This is a genomic window from Kribbella monticola, assembly GCF_003261635.1.
Lineage (GTDB): Bacteria > Actinomycetota > Actinomycetes > Propionibacteriales > Kribbellaceae > Kribbella > Kribbella monticola.
Window position 1 is genome coordinate 137932 of record NZ_QFXK01000033.1, and the last position, 15065, is coordinate 152996.

Annotated in this window: 12 protein-coding genes; 5 read left to right on the top strand and 7 right to left on the bottom strand. The window is 68.4% G+C overall.

The window, feature by feature from the left end; genetic code table 11:
- Positions 1 to 17: 17 nt before the first annotated feature.
- Positions 18 to 2213, bottom strand: a complete 2196-nt coding sequence (locus DIZ26_RS23300; protein WP_112244973.1) for a discoidin domain-containing protein — start codon at positions 2211 to 2213, stop codon at positions 18 to 20.
- A 176-nt stretch (positions 2214 to 2389) separates the two neighbouring features.
- On the opposite strand from DIZ26_RS23300, the gene DIZ26_RS23305 reads away from it, so the two are divergent.
- Both DIZ26_RS23305 and DIZ26_RS38630 read left to right on the top strand, forming a co-directional pair.
- Positions 2390 to 4603 carry an outer membrane protein assembly factor BamB family protein gene (locus DIZ26_RS23305; protein ID WP_232828538.1) on the top strand — a complete coding sequence of 738 codons (2214 nt, stop codon included), beginning with the start codon at positions 2390 to 2392 and terminating at the stop codon, positions 4601 to 4603.
- Positions 4600 to 4725, top strand: a complete 126-nt coding sequence (locus DIZ26_RS38630) for a hypothetical protein (RefSeq protein WP_269815402.1) — start codon at positions 4600 to 4602, stop codon at positions 4723 to 4725. The genes DIZ26_RS23305 and DIZ26_RS38630 overlap by 4 nt, the downstream gene beginning before the upstream one ends.
- A gap of 181 nt (positions 4726 to 4906) precedes the next feature.
- Here the strand turns inward: DIZ26_RS38630 and DIZ26_RS23310 are convergent, their stop codons facing one another.
- Positions 4907 to 6499: an FAD-binding oxidoreductase gene (locus DIZ26_RS23310; RefSeq protein ID WP_112244975.1), complete on the bottom strand. Its 1593-nt coding sequence runs from the start codon at positions 6497 to 6499 to the stop codon at positions 4907 to 4909.
- 117 nt (positions 6500 to 6616) lie between these two features.
- Here DIZ26_RS23310 and DIZ26_RS23315 point away from each other — a divergent pair, with 117 nt between their 5' ends.
- Both DIZ26_RS23315 and DIZ26_RS23320 read left to right on the top strand, forming a co-directional pair.
- Entirely contained in the window at positions 6617 to 7252 is a 636-nt protein-coding gene (locus DIZ26_RS23315) for a TetR/AcrR family transcriptional regulator (RefSeq protein WP_112244977.1), read from the top strand.
- A complete protein-coding gene (locus DIZ26_RS23320; protein WP_112244979.1) occupies positions 7249 to 8802 on the top strand; it encodes a glycerol-3-phosphate dehydrogenase/oxidase in 1554 nt (517 codons plus the stop codon). The genes DIZ26_RS23315 and DIZ26_RS23320 overlap by 4 nt, the downstream gene beginning before the upstream one ends.
- Here DIZ26_RS23320 and DIZ26_RS23325 read toward each other — a convergent pair.
- The 4 genes from DIZ26_RS23325 to DIZ26_RS23340 form a co-directional block, all read right to left on the bottom strand.
- On the bottom strand, positions 8783 to 10093 hold the full coding sequence (locus DIZ26_RS23325) for a hypothetical protein (RefSeq protein ID WP_112244981.1): 1311 nt from the start codon (positions 10091 to 10093) through the stop codon (positions 8783 to 8785). The two genes, DIZ26_RS23320 and DIZ26_RS23325, sit on opposite strands and share 20 nt — an antisense overlap.
- A 112-nt stretch (positions 10094 to 10205) precedes the next feature.
- A complete protein-coding gene (locus DIZ26_RS23330) occupies positions 10206 to 11558 on the bottom strand; it encodes a DUF4328 domain-containing protein (protein WP_157979792.1) in 1353 nt (450 codons plus the stop codon).
- A 108-nt stretch (positions 11559 to 11666) separates the two neighbouring features.
- The gene (locus DIZ26_RS23335) at positions 11667 to 12428 is read right to left on the bottom strand and encodes a protein phosphatase 2C domain-containing protein (protein ID WP_112244985.1); all 762 of its coding nucleotides are present in this window, start codon (positions 12426 to 12428) and stop codon (positions 11667 to 11669) included.
- A gap of 8 nt (positions 12429 to 12436) precedes the next feature.
- Entirely contained in the window at positions 12437 to 13342 is a 906-nt protein-coding gene (locus tag DIZ26_RS23340) for an NAD-dependent epimerase/dehydratase family protein (RefSeq protein ID WP_232828539.1), read from the bottom strand.
- Between the two features lie 105 nt (positions 13343 to 13447).
- Between DIZ26_RS23340 and DIZ26_RS23345 the strand changes: the two genes are divergently transcribed.
- A complete protein-coding gene (locus DIZ26_RS23345; protein WP_112244988.1) occupies positions 13448 to 14059 on the top strand; it encodes a pentapeptide repeat-containing protein in 612 nt (203 codons plus the stop codon).
- Positions 14060 to 14311: 252 nt separating this feature from the next.
- Here DIZ26_RS23345 and DIZ26_RS23350 read toward each other — a convergent pair whose 3' ends face one another.
- On the bottom strand, positions 14312 to 14971 hold the full coding sequence (locus DIZ26_RS23350) for a VanZ family protein (protein WP_112244990.1): 660 nt from the start codon (positions 14969 to 14971) through the stop codon (positions 14312 to 14314).
- Between the last annotated feature and the right edge of the window lie 94 nt (positions 14972 to 15065).

The window sequence follows — 15065 nt, forward strand, 5'->3', positions numbered from 1 at the left end:
ATTCAGTACAGCAGAGATCAGTTGGCGTAGACCTCGTACTCAGAGAGTTGCCCGGCGGGCCAGCCGGTGTTCGCGGTGAAGGTGAGCCGGACGTACCGCGTGCTCACCGCGCTCGGCAGCGTGACGGTCGCGGTGTTTCCCGAGCCCGGATCGAAGGTGCGCCCGGAAGCCCCTGCCAGCTGGCCGTACGACGATCCGTCGGGGCTCCCCAGGACTGCGATCGTCTGCGTGCGCGTGCCCCACGCCGTACTGGGAGGAAGTTTCAGCACCAGCCGCTTCACGCTCTGACTACTTCCGAGGTCGACAGTGAGCGACTGCGGCCAACTGTTGTTGGCGCTCTCCCAATAGCTGTTGGCATTGCCGTCCACGGTGTTGCTCGCGACGTACGACTGCACCGAACTGGTCGCCGTCACCGGGCGCCCGGCGGCGAGGTTGCCCGTCGGCGGCGTGGTACTGCCGCCGCCCGGCTCCACCCAGGTACAGCCACTCCAGGTGGAATCCCAGCCACTGTTGCCACTCCCGCGATTCAGCGCGAACGAGCCGCTCGGATAGGCACAGTTGTAGACGCCCGCCCGTCCGATGCCACTCGCGCTGACATTGCTCACCGACGCAGAGCCAGTCGTCTCGGCCTGGAAGGCGAAAGTGCCGGCGCCCTCGATCGAGCCACCGTCCACCGTCACGTTCTGCACCGCGCGCCCGGCGCCGCCACCGTCGACGAACTGGTACGCGGACCACGGGCTGGCCACCAGCCGGTTGTTGGTGAACCGGACCGCCGCGTTGATCGCCGTGTCGTACGCGTCCACTCGGATCGCGCCGTGCGGATGGTTCTGGCCCCAGTTCGGGTTCATCGCGCCGGTGCGGACCAGCGTGTTGCCGGAGACCGTGATCGTGCCGGCCAGTGGGTAGAACGGCGAACCGAACGACTGGTTGGAGATCGCGATCCCACCGCCGAGGGCATTCGTGTCGGACACCAGGTTGTCCCGCACGGTCAGGTCGGTGCCGCCGTAGATCGCGATGCCGTTCGCCAGGGTCGGCTGCACGATCGTGTTGTTGGCAAAGGTGCTGCTGCGGTTCGCCGCGTGCAGCGACCACATCGCCAGCGCGTCGTCGCCGGTGTTGCGCAGGAAGTTGTTCCGTACCTGCACGTTGTACGCCGTACCGTTCAGGTTCAGCCCGTCGGCGGTCAGGTCGTAGAAGCGGTTGTTCTCGACCACCAGGTTGTCGTTGTTGCCGGTGAGCCAGAGACCGACCTTGAGATGTTGCAGCCACAGGCCGGAGACGATCGAATTCGGGCCGAGGCTGCCGTTGACGAAGTTGTCCGGCGACTCGTCGTGCCGCTCGGTCACCTCGCCGATCACCGCGAAGTCGTAGAGCTTCACGTTGCCGCCGCCGTTCGGGCGGTCGATCAGGTGGCTGCTCAGCAACGTCGAGTACCAGCGCCCGGCGCCGCGAATCGTCACGCCGTCGGGGTTGATCGTGCCGCCGACGCGGAACCGGCCGGCCGGGATCCACACGGTTCCACCGCTGCCCCGAGCGCTGTCGATCGCGCTCTGGATCGCGCCGGTGGAGTCGTTGCTGCCGTTCGGGTCGGCACCGCGATCGGTGATCGAGATCGAGCCGGCCGGCTGTCCGGCCGCGCCGGCGACGTTCTCGAACTCGACGTCGTCGATCGTGTACGGCCCGGCGGTGTTCTCACCGTCGACCTGGAGCCTGATCTTCGCGCCGGCACCGACGGTCTGGCCGAGTTGCAAGCGGGCGTGGTCGTAGAGCTTGTGCGTTCGTGACCCGGCGATCCAGCCCGTGTCGACAAAGCTGTATTTCGACGTCACCGCCAGGGACTGCGAGAGCTTCTGGCCGTTGACGTAGACCGACAGGGTGCCACTGCGACCATCCGGAACGGAGTACGCGACGTTGATCGCGTTGGTCGTGCCGGGCGCGCTGAACTCGACGTACTGGCCGGTGGCGAGCGTGACGGCCTGCCGGTTCGAGGCTTCGGCGGGGAGCGTGCCTTGCGCGTAGCTCGGGCCGAGCTTGCTGCCGTTGGTCGCGGCGTTCTCCGCTTCGAGGATCGTGAACGGCAAGGAGGCGCCGACGGCTTGGAGGGAGAGCGCTTGACGTGCTGGCGGCTGGACCGCCGTGGCTGACAAACCGGTACCGGCGAGGGCCGTACCGGTGGCGACCGCCAGAAACGCGGCCAAACGAGGGATAGCCATCGAACTGCACCTTCCTCGGGGCGGAGGACAATTCGCCACACCTTAAGGAAGGCGACAGCGGTTCGCAATAGTTCGACCGTATTCGCGCAAGTTATCAACAGGTGTTGATACCACTGTGGATAGAGGTCTGGTACGCCGCGCGGTCCTCGACCCGTGCTCCCCTTAACTTTGTCCCCATGCCGCTTCGCGACCGCTGGAACGACGTGATCCCGGACGCCGCGACCTTGGCGGACGACCTGGTCGCTCGCTACACCGCGTCCGACCGGAAGGCCTACCGGCCCCAGTACCTGGAGGCGGTCCTGGCCGCTCTGGATTCGCTGGAGCAACTCAGCACGGACCCCGTCGCCGTACGGCTCGCAGTGTGGTTCCATCGAGCCGTCCACAAGCCCAGCGGCCAACCCGCCGAGGATGCCGAGGCGTCCGCCGAGTTCGCCGAGGACAGCCTTCCGGCGTACGGCGTGAGCTCGGCCCGAGTCGCCGAGGTCGCCCGGCTTGTCCGGCTGACCGGCGCATCGAGTCCTGCCGCTCAAGACGCGAATGCCCAGGTCCTGCTCGATGCGGTCAACGCGAGCTACGCCGCTACGAACTACGCCACACACGCCTCCGAGCTGCGCCGCGACGCCTGGGACGGCAGCGACGCTGAGGGTGCCAGCGACGCCTGGGACGGCAGCGACGCTGAGGGTGCCAGGGACGCCGGGGATGCCAGCGACGCCCGGGATGCCGGCGACGCCGGGGATCGCAGTACGGCGATCAAGCAGCGACTCACCGCTGTGCGGGAGCTGCTCGATGGACCGATCTACCGGACCCAGCTCGGCCGGGAGCGGTTCGACTCGATGGCGCGCGCCAACCTGACCAGGGAGTTGGCCGTGCTGGACGGCGCGCTTCCGGCGCCCTGGAGAGGTTGGCAGCGAGCGGCCTTGATCGCGGCGGCCGTGTTCAGCCCGCTTCTCGCGGCCATGGCTGCCTACGGAGCGGCCCACTCCTCCTGGCGGTCTCCGAGTAGCTCCGATTCCGCGTGGTTCCCTGGCGTGCTCTGTGTGCTGGAGTTGTGCACGGTACCGCTCTTCATCCGGTTCGCACCTCGAGTCGGCCGCACGGCCAGAGTCGTCAGCGGCGCCGTGGTGGTCGCCGGTCTGGCCGCGTTGATCACCACCTGGGTGCTGGTGCCGGCCAAGACGCCCTCGACCGGTGTCGGCGATCGGGTTCCGCTGCTGATGATCTCGGCCGTCTTGCTACTCGTGGCAGGCCTTGCCGCGCTGGCCTCGTGCTGGCCGGTCGCCCGCCATCCCCGGCCGGAATTCAATCGGGGACAGCTGCTGTCCGTGGTGACGACGCTGGCCGTCATCGTCGGCGGGGTGGTCTTCGTCGCCGAGCCGATCCACCGTGCCTATCTGCTGGGCGCCAACGAACACCTGACCGGATCAGACGCCCCGGTCGGCATCCCTGCACGGTCCGAACTGACCGGCGGTATCGCCTGGGTCAGCCGGCCGATCTCGTACAGCGCCGACGCCGTCCGCAGATCCGTCAGTACCAAACACGGCATCGCCATCGCGAGCGAGACGGGTACTGTCGTGATGCTCGACCCGGCGACCGGCGAGCAACGCTGGCGCTACTCGCGATCCGACTCCGACGGCACACCCGAACTGGCTGCCACAGCCGACGGACAACTGCTGATCGCCAACTTCGACGATGTCGGCTACCTGGTTCTGGACGCCGCCACGGGAAAGCGGCAGGCTTGGCCAAGCGGGACCCGCGACCATGACCTCCTGTCCGCCGACCCCTTGCTGACCGGCGAGCAGGTCGGCAAGGGCTCGGACAAACTTCGCGGGGTGGACCTCGACGGCAACGACCGGTGGACCTTCGAGCCCGGCCGGTGCACGACCATCGACGCCATCGCAACAGCCGATACCGCGCTGGCCTTGCTCGACCGGCAGTGCGGTGAGCGGCACAACGAAACGACGGCTCTGGACCTGAAGACCGGTAAGAAGCTGTGGAGTCGCCCGAGCCCTTGGTTCGGTGAGCAACCGATGGCGGTTGGCGGTCTGATCGTCTGGACCGAGCGGGACGGGCGCTCCGAGGGCGAGATGCGCGGAACCCTGGTCGGGGTGGAACCGCGCACCGGCACGGTGAAGTGGCGATGGGAGGTGCCGTCGAACTGGGCTTGCGGCACCAGGGTGACGGTGGCTGGCGACAAACTGGTGCTGCTGGACTGTCCGGTTGCGGCCAAAGACACCCAGACAGTGGTCACAGTGCTCAACGCCGCGACCGGAGGGTCGTCTGGCAGCGGACTGCCCCGGTCAAAGCGGGTCAGCGGGTCGCCGTCACGACCGATGCCCGAGTGGCGATGGTCCCGGACCTGGAGGCGAAGGACCACTGTCTGCTGGACGTGATCGACGAGACGGGCTACCGCCAGGTCGCGCTACCGGCGGAGGTCATCTGCCGCGGCGGCGTCCAAGCAGTAGGAAACCAACTCCTCGCCGCAACCCACAAAGCACTCCTAGCCCTCCGCTAACCCCCGCTGACCCCGGGTGGGGGCGGCGCCCCGGGCTGACGTCGGGGCTGACCCAGACGGAGTGAGCAACGCCGGGGTGATCTCGGCGGGGCGAGCGACACCGGCCGATCTTCGCCGGACCCAGCGACGCCGGTGATCACTTCGGGTGCGGGGGCAGCGGTTTGCTGTGATCTCGGGTGGGTCAGGGTGTCGGGTTGGGCGCGGGTGGGATGAGGATGCCGGGGTTGAGGATGTTGTGCGGGTCGAGTACCTGCTTGACCGCCTGAAGGGCTTCGATGGCGAGCGGGCCGACCTCCTCGGCGTACGCGCTTCTGTGGTCCGTGCCGACACCATGGTGATGGCTGATCGTCCCACCCGCGGCGACGATCGCCGCGCTCGCAGCGGTTTTCGCCTGCTGCCATTGGGCGATCGGCTCGTCGGTCTGCGCGCAGATGACGGTGAAGTACAGCGAAGCGCCCGTCTCGTAGACGTGTGAGACATGGCAGAGCACGATCGGCGGCGTGCCGAGCTCGCTCAACGCGGCAACCAGCGCCTCGGTGACTCTTGCCTTGAGCGCCGGCAGCGTCGACCAGAAGCCCGCGGTCTCCAACGTCTCCACCAACGCACCCTCGTCCAACAAGGGATCACGCAGGTACGGCGCTCGGTACCGCCCTTCTCGCCAGATCTCGCCCGGCCCCTCGCCCAACGCCGCCCCACCGGCTCCGCTCAAGACAGCGCCCACCCCAGTACGCCGTACTTCGGTGTGCTCACCCTCGAAGCCGACGATCGCCAGTACGCCGCCCGACCCGCCGCCCAGGACGTCCGGGTCGGCGAGGTTGATTGCCGTCTCCGCCTCGTCCGAGAGCCGCAGCACGGTCGGCAGCGGTCCGTCCTGCGCGAGCCGGCGAATCGCGGTCAGGCCTTCGTCGAAGGAGCCGAACCGCCAGCCCTCGAAGACCCGCTCGACCGGGCGCGGCCTGATCCGCAGTACGACGCTGGTGATGATGCCGAGCGTGCCCTCGGAGCCGAGCACCAACTGCCGCAAGTCCGGTCCGGCCGCCGACATCGGCGCGCGACCGAGCCGGATCGTGCCGCGCGGCGTCGCCATTGTCAGACCGACCACCATCTGGTCGAAGCGTCCGTATCCAGCCGACGACTGACCGCTCGACCGGGTCGCCGCATAGCCGCCGATGCTCGCGCCTTCATAGGACTGCGGGAAGTGACCGAGGGTGTACCCGCGCTCCGCGAGCAACGCCTCCGCCGCCGTACCCCGAACGCCCGCCTCGATCGTCGCCGTACGGGACACCTCGTCGAGCTCCACCAGCCGATCGAGCCTGCGCAGGTCTACGGCGATGAACGCCGTCCCCTTCGGCGCCAACCCGCCGACCACAGACGTCCCACCGGCGTACGGAACCACCGCAACGCGGTGCTCAGAACAAGCCGTAAGCAGAGCCTGTACGTCGTCATGTGATCCCGGATAGACCACAGCAGCGGGCATGTCCGCGGTATCACCGGCTCGATGCCGCAGCAGATCAGTCGTCGAGTACCCGCGCGTGTGCCCCCAGCGCGTACCCAGATCCGTCTTCACAAACTCACCACCAAGCAACTCGACCAAAAGCTCACTCACCTCTTTTGTGAGCCCGGACCGATCAGCAGGTGCGGTGGTGGCGCCCGGGCGGCGGACGCCCAGGTGCTTGAGGGCTTGCAGGGCGGCGGGTGGGAGGGTTACCGGGTGTGCGGGATCGCCCCAGCGGCCGGGGGTGAGTTGCACCACCGGCAGGTCGGATTCGGTCATCGCGGACTCCCCATGGCTCGGCTCGGGCGGTAGCGTCTCGCGGGAGCAGGACCCCTGACTCCGGCTCCCGCGAGACCGTTCCCCGACACCAAAGTCGCTGATACACTTTGGCGTGTGATGTCTCAGCGTATCAGCGACACCGACAACGAATCCACCGGCTCGACCGCATCGAGCCGGCCCGCGCCCGCGAATGCCATCGGCGAGGAGCGGATCCTCGACGCGGCGTACGAGCTGCTGCTGGCGATCGGGATGCGGCGGATGACGATGGCCGACATCGCCCGGCACGCCGAGGTCTCCCGCGCCACGCTGTATCGCCGCTGGCCGAACGTGCAGGCCGTGGTGGCCGCGCTGATGACGCGCGAGTGGACCACCGCGCTGGTCTCGGCCTTCCAGCCCGACGCCGTGGACGGGCGATCGCGCCTGGTCGAGGGTGTGGTCGAGGTGGTCGCGAAGACCCGGACCCACCCGCTGATGCGCAAGATCATCGAGCTGGATCCCGAGTTCCTCACGCCGTATCTGCTGGAGCGCCGCGGCAGCAGCACGGTCGCCCATCTGGCTCTGGTCGAGGCGGGCATCCGGGCCGGTCAGGAGGACGGTTCGATCCGGGACGGCGATCCCGACTGGCTGTCGCGGCAGATCATCCTGGTCTCGCTGGCGTCGGCCGTGTCCGGTCCGGTGCTCGCCGAAGCGGCGGAGTACCCGAAGCTCGACGAGGAGCTGCGCGTGATGCTGACCAGGTACTTGGTGCCATGATTGCCGTTGGCAACGCCAGCCTGAACGCGGCCCGCCGTACCCGCGAGCTCGACTGGCTGGACACCACCCGCCAGGTCGACGTGCTGGTCATCGGCGGTGGCGTGACCGGTGCCGGGGTTGCCCTCGACGCCGCCGCGCGCGGGTTGTCAGTTGCCTTGGTGGAGAAGCACGACCTGGCTTTCGGGACCAGCCGGTGGAGTTCGAAGCTCGTGCACGGCGGCCTGCGGTACCTGGTCTCCGGGCACGTCGGCATCGCGTACGAGAGCGCCGTCGAGCGCGGCATCCTGATGAAGACGACCGCTCCGCATCTCGTCCATCCGGTCCCGCAGGTGGCACCTTGGTTGCCGCAGGCAAGGTTCATGCAGGCAGCGATGCTGCGTGGCGCCTTCCTCGGCGGCGATGTGCTGCGCACGTTCGCCCATACCAGCGACGACTACCTGCCGCATTCGCGCCGGGTCAGCTCGGCCGAGCTCCTCCGTTACGCCCCGACCTTGCGCCCGGACGGCCTCCGTGGCGGCTTCCTCACCTGGGACGGGCAGCTGTACGACGATGCGCGGCTGGTCGTCGCGATCGCGCGCACCGCCGCGCAGTACGGCGCTCGGGTGCTGACCCGCTGCGCTGCCGAACAGGTCACCGGGCGCGGTGCGGTCGTGGTCGACCAGTTGTCCGGGCGACGGATCGACGTCGACGCCTCGCTGGTGATCAACGCGACCGGCATCTGGGCCGATCAAGTTGCCTCAGGCATCAAACTTCGCCCGAGCCGCGGAGCGCATCTGGTATTGCCGCAGTCGGCTTTCGGCGGTCTGTCCGCGGTGCTGACTGTGCCGGTGCCGGGGGAGTTGCGTCGCGTGGTGATGGCGATTCCGGCGCCGGACGGGCGGGTCTACGTCGGGTTGACCGACGAGGAGGCGCCGGGCCCGGTGAGCGACGTACCGGTGGCGACGGACGCGGAGATCGACTACCTGCTCGGCACCATCAGTTCGGCCGTCCAGGTCCCGCTGACCAGAGCGGACCTGCTCGGCACGTACGCCGGACTGCGGCCGCTGCTCGACACCGGTCATCACCGCGGCGAGGACAAGACCGCGGACATCTCCCGGCGGCACGCGGTCATCACCGGCACCGACGGGCTCGTCACGATCGTGGGTGGCAAGCTCACGACGTACCGGCGGATGGCGCAGGACGCACTCGACGCCGGGCTGGCCGGCGGCCGGCTCACGACTGGGCGGCCGTGTCTGACGCATCGGATCCCGCTGGTCGGCGCGGCCGATCGGGTGCAGCTCGCGGCAGTGCGTGCCCCTGCGCGCTTCGTCCAGCGGTACGGCGTGGAGGCTACTGAGGTGATCGCTTGCGAGCCTTCGCTGCTGGAGCCCGTCGCGCCGGGGCTGGCCACGACGCACGCGGAGCTCCGCTTCGCAGTACGGCATGAAGGCGCGCTCACCGCGGACGACCTACTCGACCGGCGTACCCGGCTCGGCTTGTCGGCGGCAGACCGAGCTCTCGCCCTGCCCGCCGCCGAGGCTGCGCTCCAGCTCAGCGCACCGTCAGGCTGAACGCGTTCGTCGCGATCCAGTTGATCTTGAGCCCGCCGTACGTCGAACTCGGCACCAGGAACCGGAAGGTCTGCTTCCCGCGCGCGGTCGGCTTGTAGGAGTAGGTGCCGTCGCCCGACCGGATCGCCAGGCTGCTGTGGGTCACCCACGCCGTGCCGTTCCACCGCTGGATGATGCCGGTGACATTGGTGTACGGCCGGACGCCGATCACTGCGGTCGTCTTCTGCCCCAGCGTCATCGTCGCCGGACTGAACATCGCCCGCATCAACTTGTACGGCGCCACCGCAGCCACCGGCGGCGTCACCGCGCTGTAGCCAGCCACCCAGTTGACCTCGGGATCGGATCCCGCGAGCACCGCGGCCTCGTAGTCGTTGTACGCGACCGTGCGGTACTCCCGGGCGCCGATCGAAGTTTCCCGGAACACCTTCGGAGTGCCCCCGGGCCAGATGACAGCGCCGCCCGAAGTCGATCTCCACCCGGCCGTGGAACTGTTCCGCGTCTGCAGATCAACGGCGTTCTGGACCGAGACCTTGTATGGAGCGCCGGCCACTCCGTTCGTGCACTTGCCGGGGCGGATCGCGTCGCTCGTGAACGGGACCCGGATGTCGTCGCCGTACGGCGTCGAGACCGGCACCTTCTGGCTGACCGCGAAATTGACCACTGCCAGCCCTTGGTCCTGGCTGCTGCCCCACTCTGTGTCGGCGTAGGTCCCGACCCGGAACGGCGGCTTCTGGTACGGCAGCGTGGTGCTTCCGTGTTGCCCGTTCACGGCCGGCAGCTTCGTCCAGGTGCAGCCGTTGGTGCCGGTGATCCGAATGCGGGCCGCCGTCGGCGTCACGTCCAGCGGATCGTTCGGAGTGCTGTCGGGCGACCCGGTAGACGACGCGAACGTCCAGCTGACGGTGATCGCACCGCCGGCAGCCGCTTTCGCCGGCCAGTCGAGGCTGGGGTACGGCGCCAGGGTGTCGAAGTGAGTCGTCTGCGCGACCAACTCCTTGGAGGTGGCGTCGCGAACCTCGACCACCACATCGGTCGAAGCAGCCTGCAGTTGGTTCTTCGCGATGACGACCTGGCCGGCCAATGTCTGGTCGGCCAGAACCCGCTCGGCGGTGAACGGGGTCTTGCTGACGACCTGGAGCGGCCCGTCGTGAGCCGGCCAGCTGATCCGGATGTTGGTGTGCGTTGCGTCGGTCCAGCCGATCTGCGCGACACCGACGGCCTGGGCAGCCGGACCGCTGAGAGTTGCCGCGACCAGCGCAACGGGCAGGACGGCAAGAGCTGACTTACGCATGAGAACCCCGTACGGCGGAAGGTCGGCGATCGCTGATCGTCGCCGAATTCGGCCGCAAACGTACCGCATCAACTACATTCCCGGCCGAGATTTGCAGCTTCCGGCAATTCGCCTAGTGGGAAGGCGGTTCGAAGCTTCCGGACTGCTGTTGCTCGCTGCCGTAGGACGGAAAGCGCGGAGCCGACTGAGTCGTGAACCCGGGCAGCGGCCGCGGCGCGTACTGCGGCGGTCCCGGCGGCAGGTAGCTCGGCTGTTGCGGCACCGATTGGCTCGACTGACCTGACGGCACCGGGGGAGTTGGGGAGATGCGGGCGTCGGCCTGGGACTGTTGCCAGCCGGTGACGCGGAACATGAGCAAGGAGCTCGTGACCGCTGCGGCGATCAGGAGAAGCGTGGCGACGGTGAAGCCGATGTTGACGCCGAGGGCCACCCGGACCATGAACGTCTGCATGTCGTAGATGTCGACATAGCCGTCGGTCGCCTCGGCGGCCTGGGCCTGGTCGACCAGCCGGACCAGCCAGACGATGAAACTGATGCCCGCGAACCCGCCTCCGCCCACGAGGATCACCCAGAAGGCGGTCCACGAAGCCCACCAGCTGTACAGCAACGACTTCACCTGGCCGGACCTTGCGACGCCTGGTTCATTCGGTGGCTCGCTGGCGGTGACGACGTCCTGGACGATCTGCAGCGGATACCAGAACTGGACGATCGGGCAGATCCAGCCACCGACGGTCCACCCTTGCGCGTGCCGGTGCGCGCCACTGCGTGAGTTGTAGCCGCCTTGGTAGCTGGAGGCGAAGTCGGGCTTGAGGATCTCCGTGTTCTCCCGCGCCTGCCAGAGCCAGATCAGGAAGGCGATCCCGGTCCCGAGAAAGAGGTAGTTGACGAGGTCGAGCAGCGGTCCGGTGTGTGCGATCCGCTCGACGCCGCGCTGGTACTCGTCCTCAGACACCAACAGATAGATGAACCGCTTGACGCCCGAATACGACCGCCACAGCACGATCGACTGGACCACCGCCGCCACCGAGGTGAGCCCCATCAACAACACACTCACCTGCGCCGTCCGCCGCAACGCCCGGTACTTCGGCCCCGACTGCACGATCGGATACGCCCCCGGATACGGCCCGAACTGCGCCCCGCCCTGCGGCCCCGCATACCCGGCGGGTCCCGGATACGGCACTCCCCCCTGCACTCCCGCCGGCACCGGATAAGGCGCTCCGCCCTGAGGACCCGCCGGTCCCGGATACGGCGCTCCGCCCTGCGCTCCTGCCGGTCCCGAGTACGGTGTCCCGCCTTGTGCGCCTGGATACCCGCCCGGACCGACGTACTGCGGCGCCCCGCCCCGCGAGCCGCCGTACTCCTGCGACCCCGCAGGGCGAGCGGCTTGCTGCATCGGCCCCGCGGGCGGCGCTGGGGTCGGGTACGGCGGCGGCGGCCCGTCGTACGGGCCTTGATTGTGACTCATCGTTCCCCCACCTCCCCGGTCCCCTTGTTCAACAAGTTATCGCAGCGTGGGGAGCGTTCCGGAGTTGTCCACAGGCCAATTGCTGCAGATTCGGCCGTCCTCGAAGGATCAGCCCACCCGGCAGAACACCGCCGTCGCATCATCATGCCGCTTGCCCCAAAAGCTCCCCACCGACGCCATCCGGTCGTACTCGCGAACCCGCGCGATCAACCCCAACGGCCCGTCCGTCTCCAGCACCTCGATCAACTCGTCCCAGCTGTGCCCGTACCGCTCCGAGTACCGCGACGCACCATCGGTCAGCACCGCGACCACCTCGACCACCGCGCGTTCCGTAGTACCGACAATCGCCTCGTACGCCGCCTTGGGTGCCGTACTCGCCACCCAGAACCCGCCGGGCTGGTTCCGCATCCGCCGAATCGCTTCGAACGTGTACTCCGGCAGCAGGTCGACCCGGTTGTCCGCCACCACCGTGAGCCGGCGATCCGGCGACCGCAGCACGATCGGGGAGTCCGCCAGCACCAGATGGTCCACCTGATCCGCACCGACCCGGAGCATCGACACCGTCGTGGACGGGCTGTCCGGGTTCGTGAGGTCGCAGGTGCCGGCGTGCTCCGCGCAGACGGCAGCGATCGCATCGGCCAGCAGATCCGCCAGTGGCGCCGTCGATCTCCCCAGCAATGGCAGAACCAACTGTCCACCGAGCCGCTCGACCAGCCACGCGACGTCGTGCCGGCACCCCGAAGCGAGTTCAGGCGGCGCCGTCGCCCCGTCGAGCACGACCACGAAGTCCGGCCCGGTCAGGACCAGGTCCTCGTTGACGGACGGTGGCAACCGATCCGGTGCCGGCTGGCAGGCTGAGCGGATCTCCACCCAGCCATTCAACCCCGAGCGGCCCAGGTGTCCTTCAGCGACTGGTCCAGGCTGATCGCGGGCGACCAGCCGAGGTGCTTCTGGATCAGCGTGGTGTCGGCCTGCTGCCACGGCACGTCCTCGGCAGCCGAGCCTGCGTGGTCCGGGTGCACGACGCCTTCGGTGATCTGCGTAGAAGTCCCGCTGAACTCAACCAGCCGCTGCACGACGTCCCTGGCCAGCACAGCCCGCCCGGAGCCGACATTGAACACCGGCGGCAGCCTGTCCTCCGCTGTCGCCACTGCGACCACTGCCTCGGCGACGTCCCGTACGTCGATGTAGTCCCGCCAGGCGTCGAGCGACCCTAGTTGCAGGGTGGCGGTGGTGCCCAACTGGCGCACGACCCGGCCGAGCAACGTACTGGCCGGCGAACCAGGCCCGCTGATGTTGAACGAGCGCAGCACGACCGCGTCGGCCCCGTGGCGCTGCGCACGCAGTACGAGCTCCGAGCCGGCCAACTTGGTGATCCCGTACGCCGCGCCCGGCCGGAGCTCCGCCTCCTCGTCCTGGCTGGTGCCCCGCGGCGCGCCGCCGTACTCCGCCGCCGAGCCGAGCTGGACGAAGCGGGCGTTGGTCGCGTGGTGCCGGGCCGACTCGAGCAGCGCCTGGACCGCGACCACGTTTCCCCTGGTCAGGGCCACGATGTCGCCTTGGGTCGCGGCTGCGGCGTTGATGATCACGGTCGGCTTGTACATCGCGAGCTGGGTGTCGAGGGCGTAGTGGTGATCGAAGGCCAGATCGAACCGCCGATGCGGTTCACCACTGCTCCTGGTGAACCCCCGGTGCTCGATCCCGCGCTCGGCCAGCAATGCGCAGATCCGGCCCCCGAGGAAGCCGCCCGCGCCGAAAACCATCACCCGTTCTGATCCGGTCACCCCTCCATCGTGCCTGCCGTGTTCGGCGATCAGCTGAAATTTGTCCGTCGGGGTCGTCACAATGCATGGACCGGGTTGACTTGCCGAATCGAAGGATGGTGGCCGATGGCCGACCGCACGCACGGACGTCAGACACCCGCCACCGAGTCCACGATCAGGGACTGGGACGACGCCGATCCGTCCGGACAGACCTACACCCGGGTGTTGTTCATCGACTCGGACCTGACCGAGATCAGCAACGCCGGCGGGGTGTTCGAGGAGTGCGTCTTCCGCGGCGTGCGGTTCAACGCGTCCAGTCACACGGACGCGGCGTTCGTGAACTGCACCTTCGTCCGCTGTTCGTTCTTCGACACTACGTTCACCCGGTGCAAGCTGATGGGCAGCAGGTTCGACGACTGTACCTACAGCCTGATGAAGGTGACCGGCGGCGACTGGTCCTTCGCCAGCCTCCCCGGCGCCGACCTGCGGGGAGCCGAGCTGTCCGGCGTGAAACTGCGCGAAGCAGACCTGACGGGCCTTCGCGCCGGCAAGTCCGTACTACGGAATCTCGACCTCTCCGGTGCTTCGATGCAGCGGGCCGACTTCTCCGGCTGCGACCTGCGCGGCTCGGACCTGTCCACCCTCGACCCCCTCACGGTCGAACTCAAAGGCGCGATCGTCGACCTCCCCCAAGCCATGGTCATCACCACCTCCCTAGGCCTCGAAGTCCGCCCCTGACCTGTGGATATCTTCCGTCCCGAACCGCCGGCGGCCACGTCTCAGCCCGGCCGTGGAGGACCGATTCATCCCCGGCATGACATCGATCTCACAAGGCTGCGCTGCGCCGCTGCACCCGGCGGATATCTGCATCCGCGTGCGCCTTCATCCCCCGCTTCATCCACACCCTGTGGAAAACTATGCGGACATTTCCCAGCTCGCCGCTCATTGTTGACCCGTCCGCCCTGGACCCAGCCGTGAGGCGAGTGTTTGTCAGCGCAGCCGGGCGAGTGGGCGTGGACGGCCGGCTTTTGAGATCAGGGGACGGCCGACAGGCGTAGTACGGAGTAGTGAGGGGACCAGTTCGCCTCGGCGGTGGCGGGCTGGGCTTCGGGAGACGAGGACGGCGCCGTGCTCCACGACGTACGCCGGGCTGGTCAGTGTCCTCGTTCGGGTCGCCACCTGCACCGCTGCCGCTAGGCCGACTCCGGCGAAGGCGCCGAGGGTGTTCGCGATCAGGTCGTGCAATTGGCAGGATCGGCCGAGCGGTGGGATCAGTGCTTGCACCGCCTCGACCGTCGCGGACAGCCCGATGCCGGCCGCGATCCCGTCAGTGGGTCGCCCGCTGGTCAATGTGAGCATGCCGGCGGCGGGGATGAACAGCAGGACGTTCAGCAAGCCCTGCATCGAGGTGAGGCCGCCTGTGGTCGTCAGGTGCGTCCCACAGACGCCGACGCCCGCCAGCCGATGCGCTGTCGGACTGAGCGTCGCCGCCAGCACCAGCGCGAACGACGCCGGCATCAGCAGCGACGCCAGTCGTGGCACGATCCCGGCCGGCCGGCGGGCCGCCGAGAGCGCGACCGGCAGCGTCATCGCGGTGAGGAAGAGCCAGGTGTCCAGCAGGTACGGGATTCCGCGATAGGTCTCGAGCACGTGTCCGGAGCCTCCGTCGTCGACCGGCCGACGCGTGGCCCGCTAGGTCCGCGCGTCGACTCGCCGTCAGTGATCGCCCGATGTCGCTTCCTCA

Coding starts and splice junctions, on each gene's coding strand:
- DIZ26_RS23345 (WP_112244988.1), top strand. CDS start 13,448: ATGGCCGACCGCACGCACGGACGTCAGACACCCGCCACCGAGTCCACG.
- DIZ26_RS23305 (WP_232828538.1), top strand. CDS start 2,390: ATGCCGCTTCGCGACCGCTGGAACGACGTGATCCCGGACGCCGCGACC.
- DIZ26_RS23315 (WP_112244977.1), top strand. CDS start 6,617: ATGTCTCAGCGTATCAGCGACACCGACAACGAATCCACCGGCTCGACC.
- DIZ26_RS23330 (WP_157979792.1), bottom strand. CDS start 11,558: ATGAGTCACAATCAAGGCCCGTACGACGGGCCGCCGCCGCCGTACCCG.
- DIZ26_RS23310 (WP_112244975.1), bottom strand. CDS start 6,499: ATGACCGAATCCGACCTGCCGGTGGTGCAACTCACCCCCGGCCGCTGG.
- DIZ26_RS23320 (WP_112244979.1), top strand. CDS start 7,249: ATGATTGCCGTTGGCAACGCCAGCCTGAACGCGGCCCGCCGTACCCGC.
- DIZ26_RS23300 (WP_112244973.1), bottom strand. CDS start 2,213: ATGGCTATCCCTCGTTTGGCCGCGTTTCTGGCGGTCGCCACCGGTACG.
- DIZ26_RS23325 (WP_112244981.1), bottom strand. CDS start 10,093: ATGCGTAAGTCAGCTCTTGCCGTCCTGCCCGTTGCGCTGGTCGCGGCA.